Below are 13,009 nucleotides of genomic sequence, written 5' to 3' on the forward strand. Positions count from 1 at the left end.
TCGGGCCTTTTGAGGATCTCATGAAAACCTATGCTTTAGTTGGCACCGGCGGACGCTCGGGTTTATACATTGAAGCGATCACCGGTAAATACCGCCACAACGCAAAGTTTGTGGCCTTCTGTGACACCAATCAGACCCGCATGGACTATGCCAATCAGCAACTGGTGCAAAATGACATCGCGCCGGTTCCGACCTGGAAAGCCGCGGATTTTGGCGACATGCTCACGGAAACCAAACCCGACATCGTGATTGTCACCAGTATGGATCGCACCCATGATGATTATATTGTCCGCGCCCTGCATGCCGGTTGTGATGTGATCACCGAAAAGCCGATGACCATTGATGAAAATCGTGCGCTGCGCATTCTCGATGCCGTCGATGCCACCGGTTTTCAGGTGCGGGTGGCGTTTAACTACCGCTACGCGCCGCATCACAGCAAAATCCGCGAACTGCTGATGCAGGACACCATCGGCGACGTGCTGTCTGTGCATTTCGAATGGCTGCTCAACACAGAACACGGCGCTGATTACTTCCGCCGCTGGCACCGTGACAAACGCAATTCCGGTGGCCTGCTGGTGCACAAATCTACGCATCACTTTGACCTGATGAATTTCTGGCTTAACAGTACGCCGGAGAAAGTCTATGCCCAGGGTGACCTGCGTTTTTACGGCAAAGAGAACGCCGAGAAGCGCGGCGTGACAGAATTTTATCCCCGCGCTCACGGCTATCCGCAGGCGCAGAACGATCCCTTTGCGCTGCACATGGAAGACAACGCCCAGCTCAAAGCGCTGTATCTGGATGCTGAACATGAAGATCACTATTTCCGCGATCAGAGCGTGTTCAGTGACGGTATCAACATTGAAGATACATTGTCGGTGCTGGTGAAATATCAGAACAAAGTCCAGCTCACGTATGCGCTGAACGCGTATCTGCCATGGGAAGGGTTGAACGTGGTGTTTAACGGCACTCAGGGGCGCATCGAAATGAAAATCGTTGAGATGTCCTACGTCAATGCCGGCGGTAAACGCGAGAACGAAGGCAGTATCGAGAAGGCAGAAATCACCGTTTATCCGCTATTTGCTGAACCGTGGAAGGCACAATTCCAGCTGGGAGAAGGCGGCCATGGCGGCGGCGATAATGCCATGCTGGAAGATCTGTTCGGCGAACGCAGAGAGGATCCGTTAAAGCGCGCTGCCGATCACCGTGCTGGCGCGATGTCGATCCTGACCGGAATAGCCGGAAACTTGTCGATGCAATATGACAAACCGATTTACTTCAAAGATTTCGAACTGGTGAAAAGACTGCGGCAGCGCAAGTAACTGATCATAAAAAAGGGACGCTTAACTCAAGCGTCCCTTTTTCATTTTCCCGGATAAAAGGCTATTAATCTCTGAAGTTTTTAAACTGGAACGGTTGCCCGAGATCACCGTTGCGCACCAGCGCCATGACGGCCTGCAAGTCATCACGCGCCTTACCGGTGACACGCACTTCATCACCCTGAACCTGCGCCTGCACTTTAATCTTGCTGTCTTTAATCAGTTTGACGAGTTTCTTCGCCAGGGCGGATTCAATTCCGGAATGCAGTTTCGCTTCAACGCTGTACGTTTTACCGCTGTGCTCCATTTGCTCAGGAATTTCCAGCGCCCCGCCTTCAATGCCACGTTTGGCTAACTTCTCACGCAGAATATCGACCAGCTGGTTTACCTGAAAATCTGATTCGCTGGCGACTTTGATGCTCTCGTTTTTTTCATTGAGATCAAAGCTGGCAGGAATGTTGCGGAAATCCCAGCGGGTTTGCAGCTCGCGGCTGGCATTTTCCACGGCGTTGCGCACTTCCTGCATGTCGATTTCGGAAACAATGTCAAAAGACGGCATAATCGCTTCTCCCTGTAGTTTTTGTATTGCACGTTATATGGCGTGCATAATACCGCCTTCAACCGTCGATGCCAAACGACAGCACAGCACCGAACATAAAATGCCCCGATGGTCAAAAAGTGCAGGTGAAAATGTGATCTACAGCACGAATGTCTATACTAATAAGATAACCGGACAGCAGAATATTCTTTCAACAACCGATTACCACGGCGTATTTCGCCGCATCACCCAGGAGGCACAATGAAAATAACAGTATTAGGTTGCGGTGCACTGGGACAACTTTGGCTATCAGCGCTTTATCAGCAAGGTCACGACGTTCAGGGGTGGATCCGCATTCCTCAACCTTTCTGCGCAGTAAACGTCATTTCTCCTGATGGCACGGCGTTTAACCGCAATATGCCCACCAACGATCCGCAGCATCTGGCACAAAGCGAACTGCTGCTGGTAACGCTGAAAGCCTGGCAGGTTTCCGGCGCGGTCAGTGCACTGATGCCGATGCTCAATGATAATTGTACCCTGCTGTTGTTGCACAACGGCATGGGGACGGTGGATGAATTGCCCGCCAATCGTTTCGCTATTTTACAGGGTGCCACCACGCATGCAGCCCGGCACGAAGGCAATGCGATTATGCACGTTGCAGCGGGAACGACGCACATCGGCCCGGTGACGCCGCGCGGTGCAGCGCTGAGTTCACTGGCAGATACGTTACATGACGCCCTGCCCGACGTCGCCTGGCACGATAATATCAGGCCATCACTGTGGAATAAGCTGGCAGTCAACTGCGTGATCAATCCGCTGACGGCGCTGCATGAATGCACCAACGGCGATTTGATCGGTTATCCTCAACAGATCGAGCAAATCTGTCAGGAAGTGGCGCAGGTCATGGCGATCGAAGGTTATGAGATCCACAGCGAGTCGTTACTGAGTTTTGTTTATCAGGTGATCGACACCACGGCGGCCAATCACTCCTCGATGTTGCAGGATATACAGCATCAGCGTCACACCGAAATTGATTACATTACCGGTTACGTGCTGCGCCGTGGTCGCAAACATGGGCTGAGCCTGCCTGTAAACACCCGGATATTTGAACACATTAAAAGAAAGGAAAACGACTATGAGCGCATCAGTTCTGGTCTGCCTGGCACCTGGTAGCGAAGAGATTGAAGCGGTAACCACCATTGATTTGCTGGTTCGTGCGGGAATTAACGTAACAACCGCCAGCGTGGCGGGCGACGGCAGTCTGGAAATCCGCTGCTCACGCGGGGTAAGAATTTTGGCCGACGTTGCGCTGGTAGACGTCGCAGACGACGATTTTGACGCGATCGTTCTGCCGGGTGGCCTCGGCGGTGCGACCTGTTTCAGCGAAAGCCCGCTGCTGGTGGAGAAAGTTCGTCAGATGCACATCAGCGGAAACATTGTGGCAGCGATCTGCGCGGCGCCCGCGCTGGTTCTGGAATATCACGATCTGTTCCCTGTCGGCAACATGACCGGTTTCCCCGGTCTGCGGGATAAAATTGATCCGATAAAATGGTCAGATCGCCGGGTAATTTTCGATCCACGTGTCAATCTGCTGACCAGCCAAGGGCCGGGCACATCGATGGAATTTGCCCTGAAGATTATCGATCTGCTGCTGGGGAAAACCAAAGCAGCTGAAATCGCCGCGCAGCTGGTGCTGTCACCGGGAATGTATAATTACACCGACGAAGGCGCCCGGGAATCCTGATCGGATAGTGGCAAACAAAAAGGGGCTCAGCCATGCTGAACCCCTTTTTTACATCGGGAATGCTGAACTAGGGACGATACACTTTCACATTATTAAAGCCCTGTTCTTTCAGATACAGCGCCTGTAAACGGCTCATCACGCCGCGATCGCAATACAGCAAATAGGTTTTGCTCTGATCCAAATCGCCAAACTGCGTCGCCAGTTTATAGAACGCCAGCGCCTTCACTTCGACATTTTCCAGCGCCAGCGGATCAGCATCCACTTCATCCGGGGCGCGAACGTCCAGCACGATATCCGTGGAAACAAACTCAGCGACGGTTTCCACTTCCGGCACTTCCTGAGCAGCCTGCTCAGCAATTTCACGGATGTCACAGTTACGCGCTTCACTGACCACTTTATCGAGGATAGCAAAATTGAACATCGCCTCTTCCGCTTCGATTTTGGCTTTGACCGCCTTAACCGTCGGGCTTTTTGAAATCACACCGCAATATTCCGGCATGGTTTTGGCGAAATCTTCAGTACCAATTTCGCGGGCAATCTTGATGATGTGTTCTTTATCGTGCGAAATCAGCGGACGCAGGATCAGGGTATCAGAAACGTTGTCGATCAAACGCAGGTTGGTCAGCGTCTGGCTGGAAACCTGTCCCAGCGCTTCACCGGTCACCAGCGCCTGAACGCCATAACGCTCCGCGATAGAAGACGCTGCGCGCACCATCATTCGTTTCAGCACGACGCCCATCTGGCCGTCTTCGATTTTTTCGAGGATCTCACCGACCACCGGCTCAAAATCAATAGCGATAAAACGCACGCGGTGCGAGCTGCCAAAACGATTCCACAGGTAATGAGCCACCTGTTTCACGCCGATTTCATGCGCCGCGCCGCCAAGGTTAAAGAAGCAATAATGCACACGACAGCCACGACGCATCAGCATATAACTGGATACGCCGGAGTCGAAACCGCCGGAAATGAGTGACATCACGTCTTCCTGCGTACCGATAGGATAACCGCCCTGACCTTCGAGACGGTTTTTCACCAGCACCAGTTTATCGTCGTTAATTTCCAGTTTCACCGTCACTTCCGGCGAGGTCAGGTTCACACGCGCCGATTCGATGTGTTGGTTCAGGCCGCCGCCCACGTAACGTTCTACGTCGCCGGAGCTGAAATCATGCTTGCCGCGACGTTTAACACGGACGCAGAAAGTTTTGCCTTCGACTTCAGAACGATAGGCTTCGAGTGCCTGTTCAAAAATATTGTGAACGTCTGTGTAAGGGCGGTCTTCCACTTCTTCGACATAGCGGATACCCGGAATGCGGCAAAGCAATTCCTGGATAAGATCGTGTTTACTTTCGTCTTTGCTGCGAACTTCGATATGATCCCAGTGGCGAACGACTGCCAGTGTCTCATCATGCGGTCGCACAATGTTGCGAATGCTGCTTGAGAGGATCTTAATGAAGCGCAAACGCACAGATTGGCTCTTGATGGTGATTTCAGGGAACAATTTAATGATAAACTTCATGGCAGTCTTTTGTTAGCAGGTTAAAAAACGGGGTAGTAAGTCGCTGAATAAGGATCTAGGATCCTATTATTGCTAAGCCTTATGTTTGTTTGTGAAACATAAGTTTTGTGCCACATTGGGCTTAGCAATAAACTCAGCGGCGCAGAGTATATCACTTTTAATGGATATTCTGCGCGCAAAACCAAACAGCAGTGCCATGCTTAACGGGAATGTCTCCCGGAGCTGAGAGCCGACCCTGCCGTCTCAGCACTCTGGTCATCGATTCTGATCAACGATATTGAAAGAGAATTATGCCGAAAAAATCTGCACCACCCGCCAATTTCGAAACTGCTCTGGCCGACCTGGAACAGATCGTTTCACGCCTCGAATCAGGCGAATTGCCTTTAGAAGAGGCGCTGAATGAATTCGAGCAAGGCGTCCAGCTGGCGCGTCAGGGACAGCAAAAGCTGCAACAGGCCGAACAGCGTGTACAAATTCTGCTCGACAGCGATGAAGATGCACCGCTGACACCTTTCACACCGGAAGCAGAGTAACGGTTTATGTCTGAAGCGATTTCTCTTTCTCCGGCTGGCGAGTTTTCACGTGAACTTCGCGCGATGCAACAACGCGTGGATGGCGTACTGACCGCTTACATTGACGCCCTGCCGCTGGCTGATTTACCGCTGGTTGAAGCCATGCGCTACGGTGCACTGCTCGGCGGCAAACGGATGCGACCTTATCTGGTGTATGCCACCGGTCAGCTATTCGGGCTGGATTTGAAAAATCTTGATGCGCCCGCTGCTGCGGTCGAATGCATCCACGCCTATTCGCTGATCCATGACGACCTGCCCGCAATGGACGACGACGATCTGCGTCGTGGCCAGCCAACCTGCCACATCAAGTTTGGCGAAGCCAATGCCATTCTGGCAGGCGATGCCCTGCAAACGCTGGCGTTCTCTGTCTTAACCGACGGGGAAATGGCGGACGTAGCAGTCAAAGATCGTTTGTCGATGGTGTCCGAGCTGGCTGGCGCCAGCGGTGCCAGCGGCATGTGTGGCGGACAAGCACTGGATCTGGCCGCAGAAGGCCAACAGATAAGCCTCGACGCTCTGGAAAAAATACACCGTCATAAAACCGGTGCGCTGATCCGCGCCGCGGTGCGCATGGGTGCTCTGGCCGCCGGTGACACCGGACGCGCCGTATTGCCTATACTGGATACCTATGCACAGGCGATTGGCCTGGCGTTTCAGGTTCAGGACGACATCCTTGATGTCATCGGGGATACCGCCACGCTGGGTAAACGCCAGGGCGCAGATCAACAACTCGGTAAAAGCACTTACCCTGCCCTGCTGGGGCTCGACGGCGCAAAGGCCAAGGCCATGGACCTGTATCAGGAAGCCGTTTCCGCACTGGACCAGCTCGCTGCGCTTTCTTACAACACAGCGCCACTTCTCGCGTTAGCCAGCTTCGTTATTGAGCGCGATAATTAATACTTACTATGAGCAACTGATGAGTCTTGAATTAGCCAAATACCCGACACTGGCGCTGGCGGAGAATCCTGAAGATCTCCGTTCACTTCCTAAAGAGAGCCTGCCCAGGCTCTGCGACGAACTGCGCCAGTATTTACTGGCCAGCGTCAGCCAGTCCAGCGGGCACTTCGCGTCCGGTCTGGGAACGGTTGAACTGACCGTCGCCATGCATTATGTCTACAACACGCCGTTTGATCACGTCGTCTGGGATGTCGGCCATCAGGCCTATCCTCACAAAATTCTTACCGGACGCCGTGACCGTATTTCCACCATCCGTCAGAAAGGCGGTTTGCATCCGTTTCCGTGGCGCGGTGAAAGCGAATACGACACGCTTTCCGTCGGACATTCCTCGACCTCCATCAGCGCCGGTTTGGGCATGGCCGTTGCCGCCGAACGCGAAGGTAAAAACCGTCGCACCGTCTGCGTGATTGGTGACGGCGCAATCACCGCCGGTATGGCATTCGAAGCCATGAACCACGCCGGTGATATTAAGCCCGATATGCTGGTGATCCTTAACGACAATGAAATGTCGATTTCAGAAAACGTCGGCGCGCTGAATAATCATCTCGCGCAATTGTTGTCGGGTAAGTTGTATTCGCATCTGCGCGAAGGCGGCAAGAAAGTCCTTTCCGGCATCCCGCCGATCAAAGAACTGGTGCGCCGTACCGAAGAACATCTGAAAGGCATGATGGTGCCGGGCACGCTGTTTGAAGAGTTGGGCTTTAACTATATCGGGCCGGTGGACGGTCACGACGTGGTGGCGCTGGTGCAAACGCTGAAAAACATGCGCGATCTGAAAGGTCCGCAGTTGCTGCACATCATGACGAAAAAAGGCAAAGGCTACGCGCCGGCCGAGAAAGATCCAATTGGCTGGCACGCGGTGCCAAAATTCGATCCGGCTTCCGGCATTTTGCCTAAAGGCAAAGAAGGCCTGCCAACGTATTCAAAAATCTTTGGCGACTGGCTGTGTGAGACTGCCGCCAAAGACAGCAAACTGATGGCCGTGACGCCTGCAATGCGTGAAGGCTCCGGCATGGTGCGCTTCTCCCGGGAGTATCCGCAGCAGTATTTCGACGTTGCCATCGCCGAACAGCATGCCGTGACGTTTGCCGCAGGGCTGGCGATTGGCGGCTACAAACCGATCGTGGCGATCTACTCGACTTTCCTGCAACGGGCTTACGATCAGGTGATCCACGATGTGGCGATCCAAAATCTTCCGGTGCTGTTTGCTATCGATCGCGGCGGTATCGTCGGCGCCGACGGCCAGACACATCAGGGCGCATTTGACCTGTCATTCCTGCGCTGCATTCCGAATATGATCATCATGACGCCAAGCGATGAAAACGAATGCCGCCAGATGTTGCATACCGGCTATCATCACAACAGCGGCCCGGTGGCCGTGCGTTACCCGCGCGGCAGCGGCACCGGTGCAACCTGCGAACCGCTGGCATCCCTGCCGTTAGGCAAAGGTGTTGTGCGTCGCGAAGGTGAAAAAGTGGCGATCCTGAACTTTGGTACGTTACTGCCGGATGCGCTGGAAGCGGCTGAAAAACGTAATGCCACCGTCGTGGATATGCGCTTTGTTAAACCGCTCGACGAAGCACTGATTCTCGAACTGGCGGCAAGCCATGAAGTGCTGGTGACGCTGGAAGAAAACGCCATCATGGGTGGCGCAGGCAGCGGTGTGAATGAGCTGCTGATGGCAAAACGCATGTTAGTGCCGGTATTGAATATCGGTCTGGCGGACCACTTTGTGCCACAGGGTACACAAGACGAAATCCGTCATGATGTCGGGCTCGATGCCGAAGGTATTGACCGTCAAATCACCGACTGGCTGGCCTGATCATTTCCCCTCTTTCGCCTGAAAGAGGGGTTTCTTTCCCCACATCTTCCTGTCTTCCCCAATCCCGCCATTCTGTGAGCTACAGTTAAGCATGCTAATCATTTTTTAACGCCTGCCGGTTATCACGCAGGCTTTTACGGAGAGATGCAATGCAATACACCACGTTGGGAAAAACCGGTCTGAAAATATCGCAACTGTGTCTGGGTTGTATGACGTATGGCGAACCGGATCGCGGCAGACATGCCTGGACCTTACCTGAAGAAAGCAGTCGCCCAATCATTAAACAGGCGCTGGATGCAGGCATTAACTTTTTTGACACCGCCAACAGCTATTCCGATGGCAGCAGCGAAGAGATCGTCGGGCGGGCGCTGAAAGACTTCGCGAAACGCGACCAGATCGTCGTCGCCACCAAAGTGTTTTATCCGATTACCGGCCTGGAAGGCGGATTGTCCCGCGCGTCGATTATGCAATCTATCGACGACAGTCTGCGCCGCCTCGGCATGGAGTATGTCGATCTGCTACAAATCCACCGCTGGGATTACAACACGCCAATTGAGGAAACGCTTGAAGCACTCAATGACGTGGTGAAAGCCGGAAAGGCGCGTTTTATCGGGGCTTCTTCCATGCATGCCCACCAGTTTAAGCAGGCGCTGGATGTTTCGCAGCAAAATGGCTGGGCGCGCTTCGTCTCGATGCAGGATCAGTACAACCTGATCCAGCGTGAAGAAGAGAAGGAAATGTACCCGTTGTGTCTGGAAGAAAACATCGCGGTTCTGCCGTGGAGTCCGCTGGCGCGCGGTAAGCTTACGCGCCCATGGGGAGAAACCACCGCCCGTTCGGTGTCTGACAGTTTTGCCAACACGCTGTACGATGCCACGGATGAAGCCGACGGTAAAATAGCCGAACGTGTGGGTAAAATCGCGGAAGATCACGGTGTTCCGCGCGCGCAGATCGCGCTGGCGTGGATCCTCAGCAAACATGTGATCACCGCCCCTATCATCGGCGCTTCCCGCCCTGCCCATCTCGACGATGCGATTGCTGCGCTGAACATCAAACTGTCGATTGAAGAAATCGCCGAACTTGAAATGGCTTATGTGCCGCATCAGGCTGTCGGATTTGAGTAAAACGGGCGAAACCCTCTCAGGTTAAAAACAGAAAAGGCGCTGCAGAATCAACATGCAGCGCCTTTTTTACTTCTTACACACCGTCAGAACATCGGCTCAGGCAAAATGGTCGAAACCCTGCCATTCCAGTTGCACCGGTGAACCGGCCCGCATCAGTTTGAGGCCTTCGGAAAGGGGAGCAATCTGGCCGATGCAGGTAAAATCAACGCCAAGATGACTCAGCGCCGCGTCCACCGCGCCGCGATTGATTTCCGGCACGGTGAAGCACAGTTCGTAATCTTCGCCGCCGGTCAGTGCCCATTTCAGTGCCTGTTCCGGATCGCCGAGTGACTTCATGGCATCAGAGAACGGAATGGCATCCAGATCCAGGCGCGCGCCGCAATCACTGGCTTTCAGAATGTGCTTCAAATCGGAAATCAGCCCGTCGGAGAGATCGATAGCCGACGTCGCCAGATCACGCAATGCCTGACCTTGCAGAACGCGAGGCGATGGCCGCAGATGGCGTTTGAGCAGGAACTCACGCGTTTTATCATCAGTGATGTTCAGCTGTTCCAGCACAACGGCCAGACCCGCGGCACTGTCGCCCAGCGTACCTGTCACGAAAATCCAGTCGCCCACACCGGCACCAGAACGCGTCAATGCGCGACCGACCGGCACCAGCCCCTGAATGGTTAACGTCATGCTCAACGGACCGCGGGTGGTATCACCGCCAATCAGTTGCATACCGTAGTAATTGAGTTGTTCGAACAAGCTGTCACTGAAAGACTGTAGCCAGTCAGCATTGACCTCGGGCAGCGTCAGCGCGAGAGAAACCCAGGCAGGATCCGCGCCCATTGCCGCTAAATCACTGAGATTCACCGCCAGCGCTTTGTAGCCGAGATCGGCCGGAGAAATGGTTTTCAGGAAATGGATGCCTTCGACCAGCGTATCAGTGCTGACGGCGAGGAGTTGTTTTTCGCCAACCGTCAGTAAGGCACAATCATCACCAATGCCTAACTGAACATCCTGTCTGGCGGTTCTGAACCGGTTAAAGTAGCGATTGATTACGTCAAATTCGCCGGATGCCATAATACAATTCCAAATCGTTAGAATGACTTAAGGCCGGAAAACCGGCCTTAAGAAGGGTGTCACACAAAGGATAAGCGAGGTGACATCACCAGAGTATCAACGAAGACAGCAATCGGGTGAAAATGAGTGTGATCATTTATCCGTCGGGCTGACCCTTGCTGACATTATTTCTTGCGAATATGCGGGCCCGCTTTGTCCAGCACACCGTTCACAAATTTGTGACTGTCTTCAGCGCCGAAGGTTTTCGCCAGTTCGATCGCTTCATTGATGGCCACTTTATAAGGGACATCCTGGCGCTTGCTCAGCTCAAACAGAGCCAGACGCAAGATCGCTCTTTCCACCTGGCCTAATTCATCCAGCTGACGTGACAGGTATGGCGCCATCAATGCATCGAGTTTCTCTGCACTGTTTGCTACACCAGCCAGCAGTTCGCGGAAATAGGCAATGTCTACATCTTTGACATCCTGCTCGGTCAGGAATTCTAATTCAACATCGGCGATGTCATTTTTCGACAACTGCCAGGAGTAAAGCGCCTGAACGGCACATTCACGGGCGCGGCGACGAGCAGCAGGTTTCACGGATTTCCCCTTAACTAGATTCAGGCCTTAATAGCCTTGATAACATTAATCATTTCAAGCGCGGTCAGTGCAGCTTCTGCACCCTTGTTACCGGCTTTTGTCCCTGCGCGTTCAATGGCTTGTTCGATGCTTTCTGTCGTCAGCACACCAAAGGCAACCGGGATTTCGCTGTTCATGGCAACGCTGGACAGGCCAGAGCTGCATTCGCCCGCGACGAATTCAAAGTGGGCTGTGCCCCCGCGGATCACTGTACCGAGCGCAACAACGGCGTCGTACTTTCCGCTTTCAGCCAGAGCACGGGTTGCCAGAGGCAATTCGTATGCGCCCGGGACCCAGACTACGGTGATGTTGTCATCGCTGACCTGACCAATACGTTTCAACGCATCAATAGCACCGGAAAGCAGGCTGTCGTTGATGAAATTGTTAAAACGAGCAATCGCGATCGCTACGCGCGCGTTAGGCGTGGCTACAACACCTTCAATAACGTTCATAGTTTTCCTTAAAGTGGGTTCAGGAGTTTCTCAACCCCAGCCGCAGGGGGGCGGATTCTATCATAAAATTACCCTGTCTGGACACGGGCTTTTCAAACCCGTGCAAACAGAGGAGGAGTAAAATGCTCAGTACACCGGCTTCAGACGTAAACGCAGATCCGGGCCAATCTGCCGGACATCACTGAAAACGAATTCCGGCGCATCTTTCAGATGCTGCAATCCGGGCAGTTCGCACAGTGCGCGGCCATTATCACCCAATAACTTAGGTGCCATATAAACGATTAATTCATCAACCAGACCCGCTTGTAATAAGGCCCCGGCAAGTTGAGCACCGGCTTCCACCCAGATGGAATTTACCTGACGTTTCGCCAGTTGCATCATAAGCAGAACCAGATCGATGCGATTTTCGCGTCCCGGAACGCACCATTGTTCAACGGAATCAGGCCAGGCCAGCTGATCTTTTTCAAGACGGGCCAGCAGAACGTCGCCGGGTAAATTCACCAGCTGATGCTGTGGCGTCACGCGGTTCTGGCTGTCGAGGATAATTCTCAGCGGCTGGCGAAGGCTCTGCTCAGGGTAAACGGCCTGCACATCACTGCCCAGTTCGCGCCAGCGCACATTCAGCGAGGGATTATCGGCCAGCACCGTGGCGCTGGTGCTCAGAACCGCTGAGCTTTCTGCGCGAAAACGCTGCACGTCAGCGCGCGCCGCCGCCGAGGTGATCCACTGACTTTCGCCTGAGGCCATCGCTGTCCGGCCATCCAGCGATGCGCCCATTTTCAGTTGTACGTAAGGGAAACCGGTGCGCATGCGTTTCAGAAAGCCGAGATTGACGGCTTCCGCCTGCGAATGCATCAGCCCATGGCTGACATCCACGCCATTTTGCTTCAGACGGTATAACCCTCGCCCGGCAACTTCCGGATTAGGATCCTGCATCGCTGCCACAACCCGGGTGATGCCTGCCGCCAGTAAAGCATCGGCACAAGGCGGCGTGCGGCCATGATGGCTGCACGGTTCGAGTGTCACATAGGCCGTCGCGCCTCTGGCTTTTTCACCGGCCATGCGCAGCGCATGGACTTCGGCATGAGGCTCACCGGCACGCAAATGGTAGCCTTCACCGACGATGTCACCCCCGGAGACAATGACACAACCGACGTTGGGATTCGGTGTGGTGGTGAAACGCCCGCGACGCGCCAGCTCGAAAGCGCGCGCCATAAAGCGTTCATCGGAGGGTAATTCAGCAGATTGTGGTGCAGCAGGCTGTTCGGGGAACATCAGTTTTC

13 protein-coding genes are annotated in these 13,009 nt (G+C 53.8%); 7 read left to right on the forward strand and 6 right to left on the reverse strand.

The features are described from left to right. Nucleotides 1–20 precede the first annotated feature (20 nt). Nucleotides 21–1,319 (forward strand): Gfo/Idh/MocA family protein, encoded by a 1,299-nt coding sequence (locus tag ACO0U8_RS05960; RefSeq protein WP_421670450.1) that lies wholly within the window; start codon nt 21–23, stop codon nt 1,317–1,319. A 64-nt stretch (nt 1,320–1,383) separates the two neighbouring features. Here ACO0U8_RS05960 and ACO0U8_RS05965 read toward each other — a convergent pair whose 3' ends face one another. Next, nucleotides 1,384–1,875: a YajQ family cyclic di-GMP-binding protein gene (locus tag ACO0U8_RS05965; protein WP_056771041.1), complete on the reverse strand. Its 492-nt coding sequence runs from the start codon at nt 1,873–1,875 to the stop codon at nt 1,384–1,386. Between the two features lie 240 nt (nt 1,876–2,115). Between ACO0U8_RS05965 and panE the strand changes: the two genes are divergently transcribed. Together panE and yajL are read left to right on the forward strand one after the other, a co-directional pair. After that, complete coding sequence (panE, locus tag ACO0U8_RS05970; RefSeq protein ID WP_056771038.1) at nt 2,116–3,027, forward strand: 2-dehydropantoate 2-reductase; 912 nt, start codon at nt 2,116–2,118, stop codon at nt 3,025–3,027. Then, nucleotides 2,990–3,598: a protein deglycase YajL gene (gene yajL / locus ACO0U8_RS05975; RefSeq protein WP_122096012.1), complete on the forward strand. Its 609-nt coding sequence runs from the start codon at nt 2,990–2,992 to the stop codon at nt 3,596–3,598. The genes panE and yajL overlap by 38 nt, the downstream gene beginning before the upstream one ends. A gap of 67 nt (nt 3,599–3,665) precedes the next feature. On the opposite strand, the gene thiI is transcribed toward yajL, so the two are convergent. Beyond that, nucleotides 3,666–5,114: a tRNA uracil 4-sulfurtransferase ThiI gene (gene thiI, locus ACO0U8_RS05980; RefSeq protein WP_056771033.1), complete on the reverse strand. Its 1,449-nt coding sequence runs from the start codon at nt 5,112–5,114 to the stop codon at nt 3,666–3,668. A gap of 290 nt (nt 5,115–5,404) precedes the next feature. Here thiI and xseB point away from each other — a divergent pair, with 290 nt between their 5' ends. The 4 genes from xseB to ACO0U8_RS06000 all read left to right on the forward strand — a co-directional run bounded on the left by xseB (nt 5,405) and on the right by ACO0U8_RS06000 (nt 9,589). Further along, nucleotides 5,405–5,647 (forward strand): exodeoxyribonuclease VII small subunit, encoded by a 243-nt coding sequence (gene xseB, locus ACO0U8_RS05985; protein WP_056771029.1) that lies wholly within the window; start codon nt 5,405–5,407, stop codon nt 5,645–5,647. 6 nt (nt 5,648–5,653) lie between these two features. Continuing rightward, entirely contained in the window at nt 5,654–6,583 is a 930-nt protein-coding gene (gene ispA, locus ACO0U8_RS05990) for a (2E,6E)-farnesyl diphosphate synthase (RefSeq protein WP_056771026.1), read from the forward strand. Nucleotides 6,584–6,602: 19 nt separating this feature from the next. Continuing rightward, nucleotides 6,603–8,465 (forward strand): 1-deoxy-D-xylulose-5-phosphate synthase, encoded by a 1,863-nt coding sequence (dxs, locus tag ACO0U8_RS05995; protein ID WP_056771021.1) that lies wholly within the window; start codon nt 6,603–6,605, stop codon nt 8,463–8,465. A 149-nt stretch (nt 8,466–8,614) separates the two neighbouring features. After that, entirely contained in the window at nt 8,615–9,589 is a 975-nt protein-coding gene (locus ACO0U8_RS06000) for an aldo/keto reductase (protein WP_122096014.1), read from the forward strand. 96 nt (nt 9,590–9,685) lie between these two features. On the opposite strand, the gene thiL is transcribed toward ACO0U8_RS06000, so the two are convergent. From thiL to ribD, 4 genes are all read right to left on the reverse strand, one after another. Then, nucleotides 9,686–10,657: a thiamine-phosphate kinase gene (gene thiL / locus ACO0U8_RS06005; protein ID WP_122096015.1), complete on the reverse strand. Its 972-nt coding sequence runs from the start codon at nt 10,655–10,657 to the stop codon at nt 9,686–9,688. 164 nt (nt 10,658–10,821) lie between these two features. Beyond that, on the reverse strand, nt 10,822–11,235 hold the full coding sequence (gene nusB, locus ACO0U8_RS06010) for a transcription antitermination factor NusB (RefSeq protein ID WP_013576663.1): 414 nt from the start codon (nt 11,233–11,235) through the stop codon (nt 10,822–10,824). Between the two features lie 20 nt (nt 11,236–11,255). Then, nucleotides 11,256–11,726 (reverse strand): 6,7-dimethyl-8-ribityllumazine synthase, encoded by a 471-nt coding sequence (gene ribE / locus ACO0U8_RS06015; protein WP_056771010.1) that lies wholly within the window; start codon nt 11,724–11,726, stop codon nt 11,256–11,258. A 126-nt stretch (nt 11,727–11,852) separates the two neighbouring features. Next, the gene (gene ribD, locus ACO0U8_RS06020; protein WP_421670451.1) at nt 11,853–13,001 is read right to left on the reverse strand and encodes a bifunctional diaminohydroxyphosphoribosylaminopyrimidine deaminase/5-amino-6-(5-phosphoribosylamino)uracil reductase RibD; all 1,149 of its coding nucleotides are present in this window, start codon (nt 12,999–13,001) and stop codon (nt 11,853–11,855) included. Nucleotides 13,002–13,009: the final 8 nt, after the last annotated feature.

This window comes from Rahnella sp. EDr1-12 (assembly GCF_049206505.1).
Lineage (GTDB): Bacteria > Pseudomonadota > Gammaproteobacteria > Enterobacterales > Enterobacteriaceae > Rahnella > Rahnella rivi.

Bases quoted from the DNA above. Each gene is read 5' to 3' on its own strand.
- ACO0U8_RS05960 (WP_421670450.1), top strand. From the start codon at position 21: ATGAAAACCTATGCTTTAGTTGGCACCGGCGGACGCTCGGGTTTATAC.
- ACO0U8_RS05965 (WP_056771041.1), bottom strand. From the start codon at position 1,875: ATGCCGTCTTTTGACATTGTTTCCGAAATCGACATGCAGGAAGTGCGC.
- panE (WP_056771038.1), top strand. From the start codon at position 2,116: ATGAAAATAACAGTATTAGGTTGCGGTGCACTGGGACAACTTTGGCTA.
- yajL (WP_122096012.1), top strand. From the start codon at position 2,990: ATGAGCGCATCAGTTCTGGTCTGCCTGGCACCTGGTAGCGAAGAGATT.
- thiI (WP_056771033.1), bottom strand. From the start codon at position 5,114: ATGAAGTTTATCATTAAATTGTTCCCTGAAATCACCATCAAGAGCCAA.
- xseB (WP_056771029.1), top strand. From the start codon at position 5,405: ATGCCGAAAAAATCTGCACCACCCGCCAATTTCGAAACTGCTCTGGCC.
- ispA (WP_056771026.1), top strand. From the start codon at position 5,654: ATGTCTGAAGCGATTTCTCTTTCTCCGGCTGGCGAGTTTTCACGTGAA.
- dxs (WP_056771021.1), top strand. From the start codon at position 6,603: ATGAGTCTTGAATTAGCCAAATACCCGACACTGGCGCTGGCGGAGAAT.
- ACO0U8_RS06000 (WP_122096014.1), top strand. From the start codon at position 8,615: ATGCAATACACCACGTTGGGAAAAACCGGTCTGAAAATATCGCAACTG.
- thiL (WP_122096015.1), bottom strand. From the start codon at position 10,657: ATGGCATCCGGCGAATTTGACGTAATCAATCGCTACTTTAACCGGTTC.
- ribE (WP_056771010.1), bottom strand. From the start codon at position 11,726: ATGAACGTTATTGAAGGTGTTGTAGCCACGCCTAACGCGCGCGTAGCG.
- ribD (WP_421670451.1), bottom strand. From the start codon at position 13,001: ATGTTCCCCGAACAGCCTGCTGCACCACAATCTGCTGAATTACCCTCC.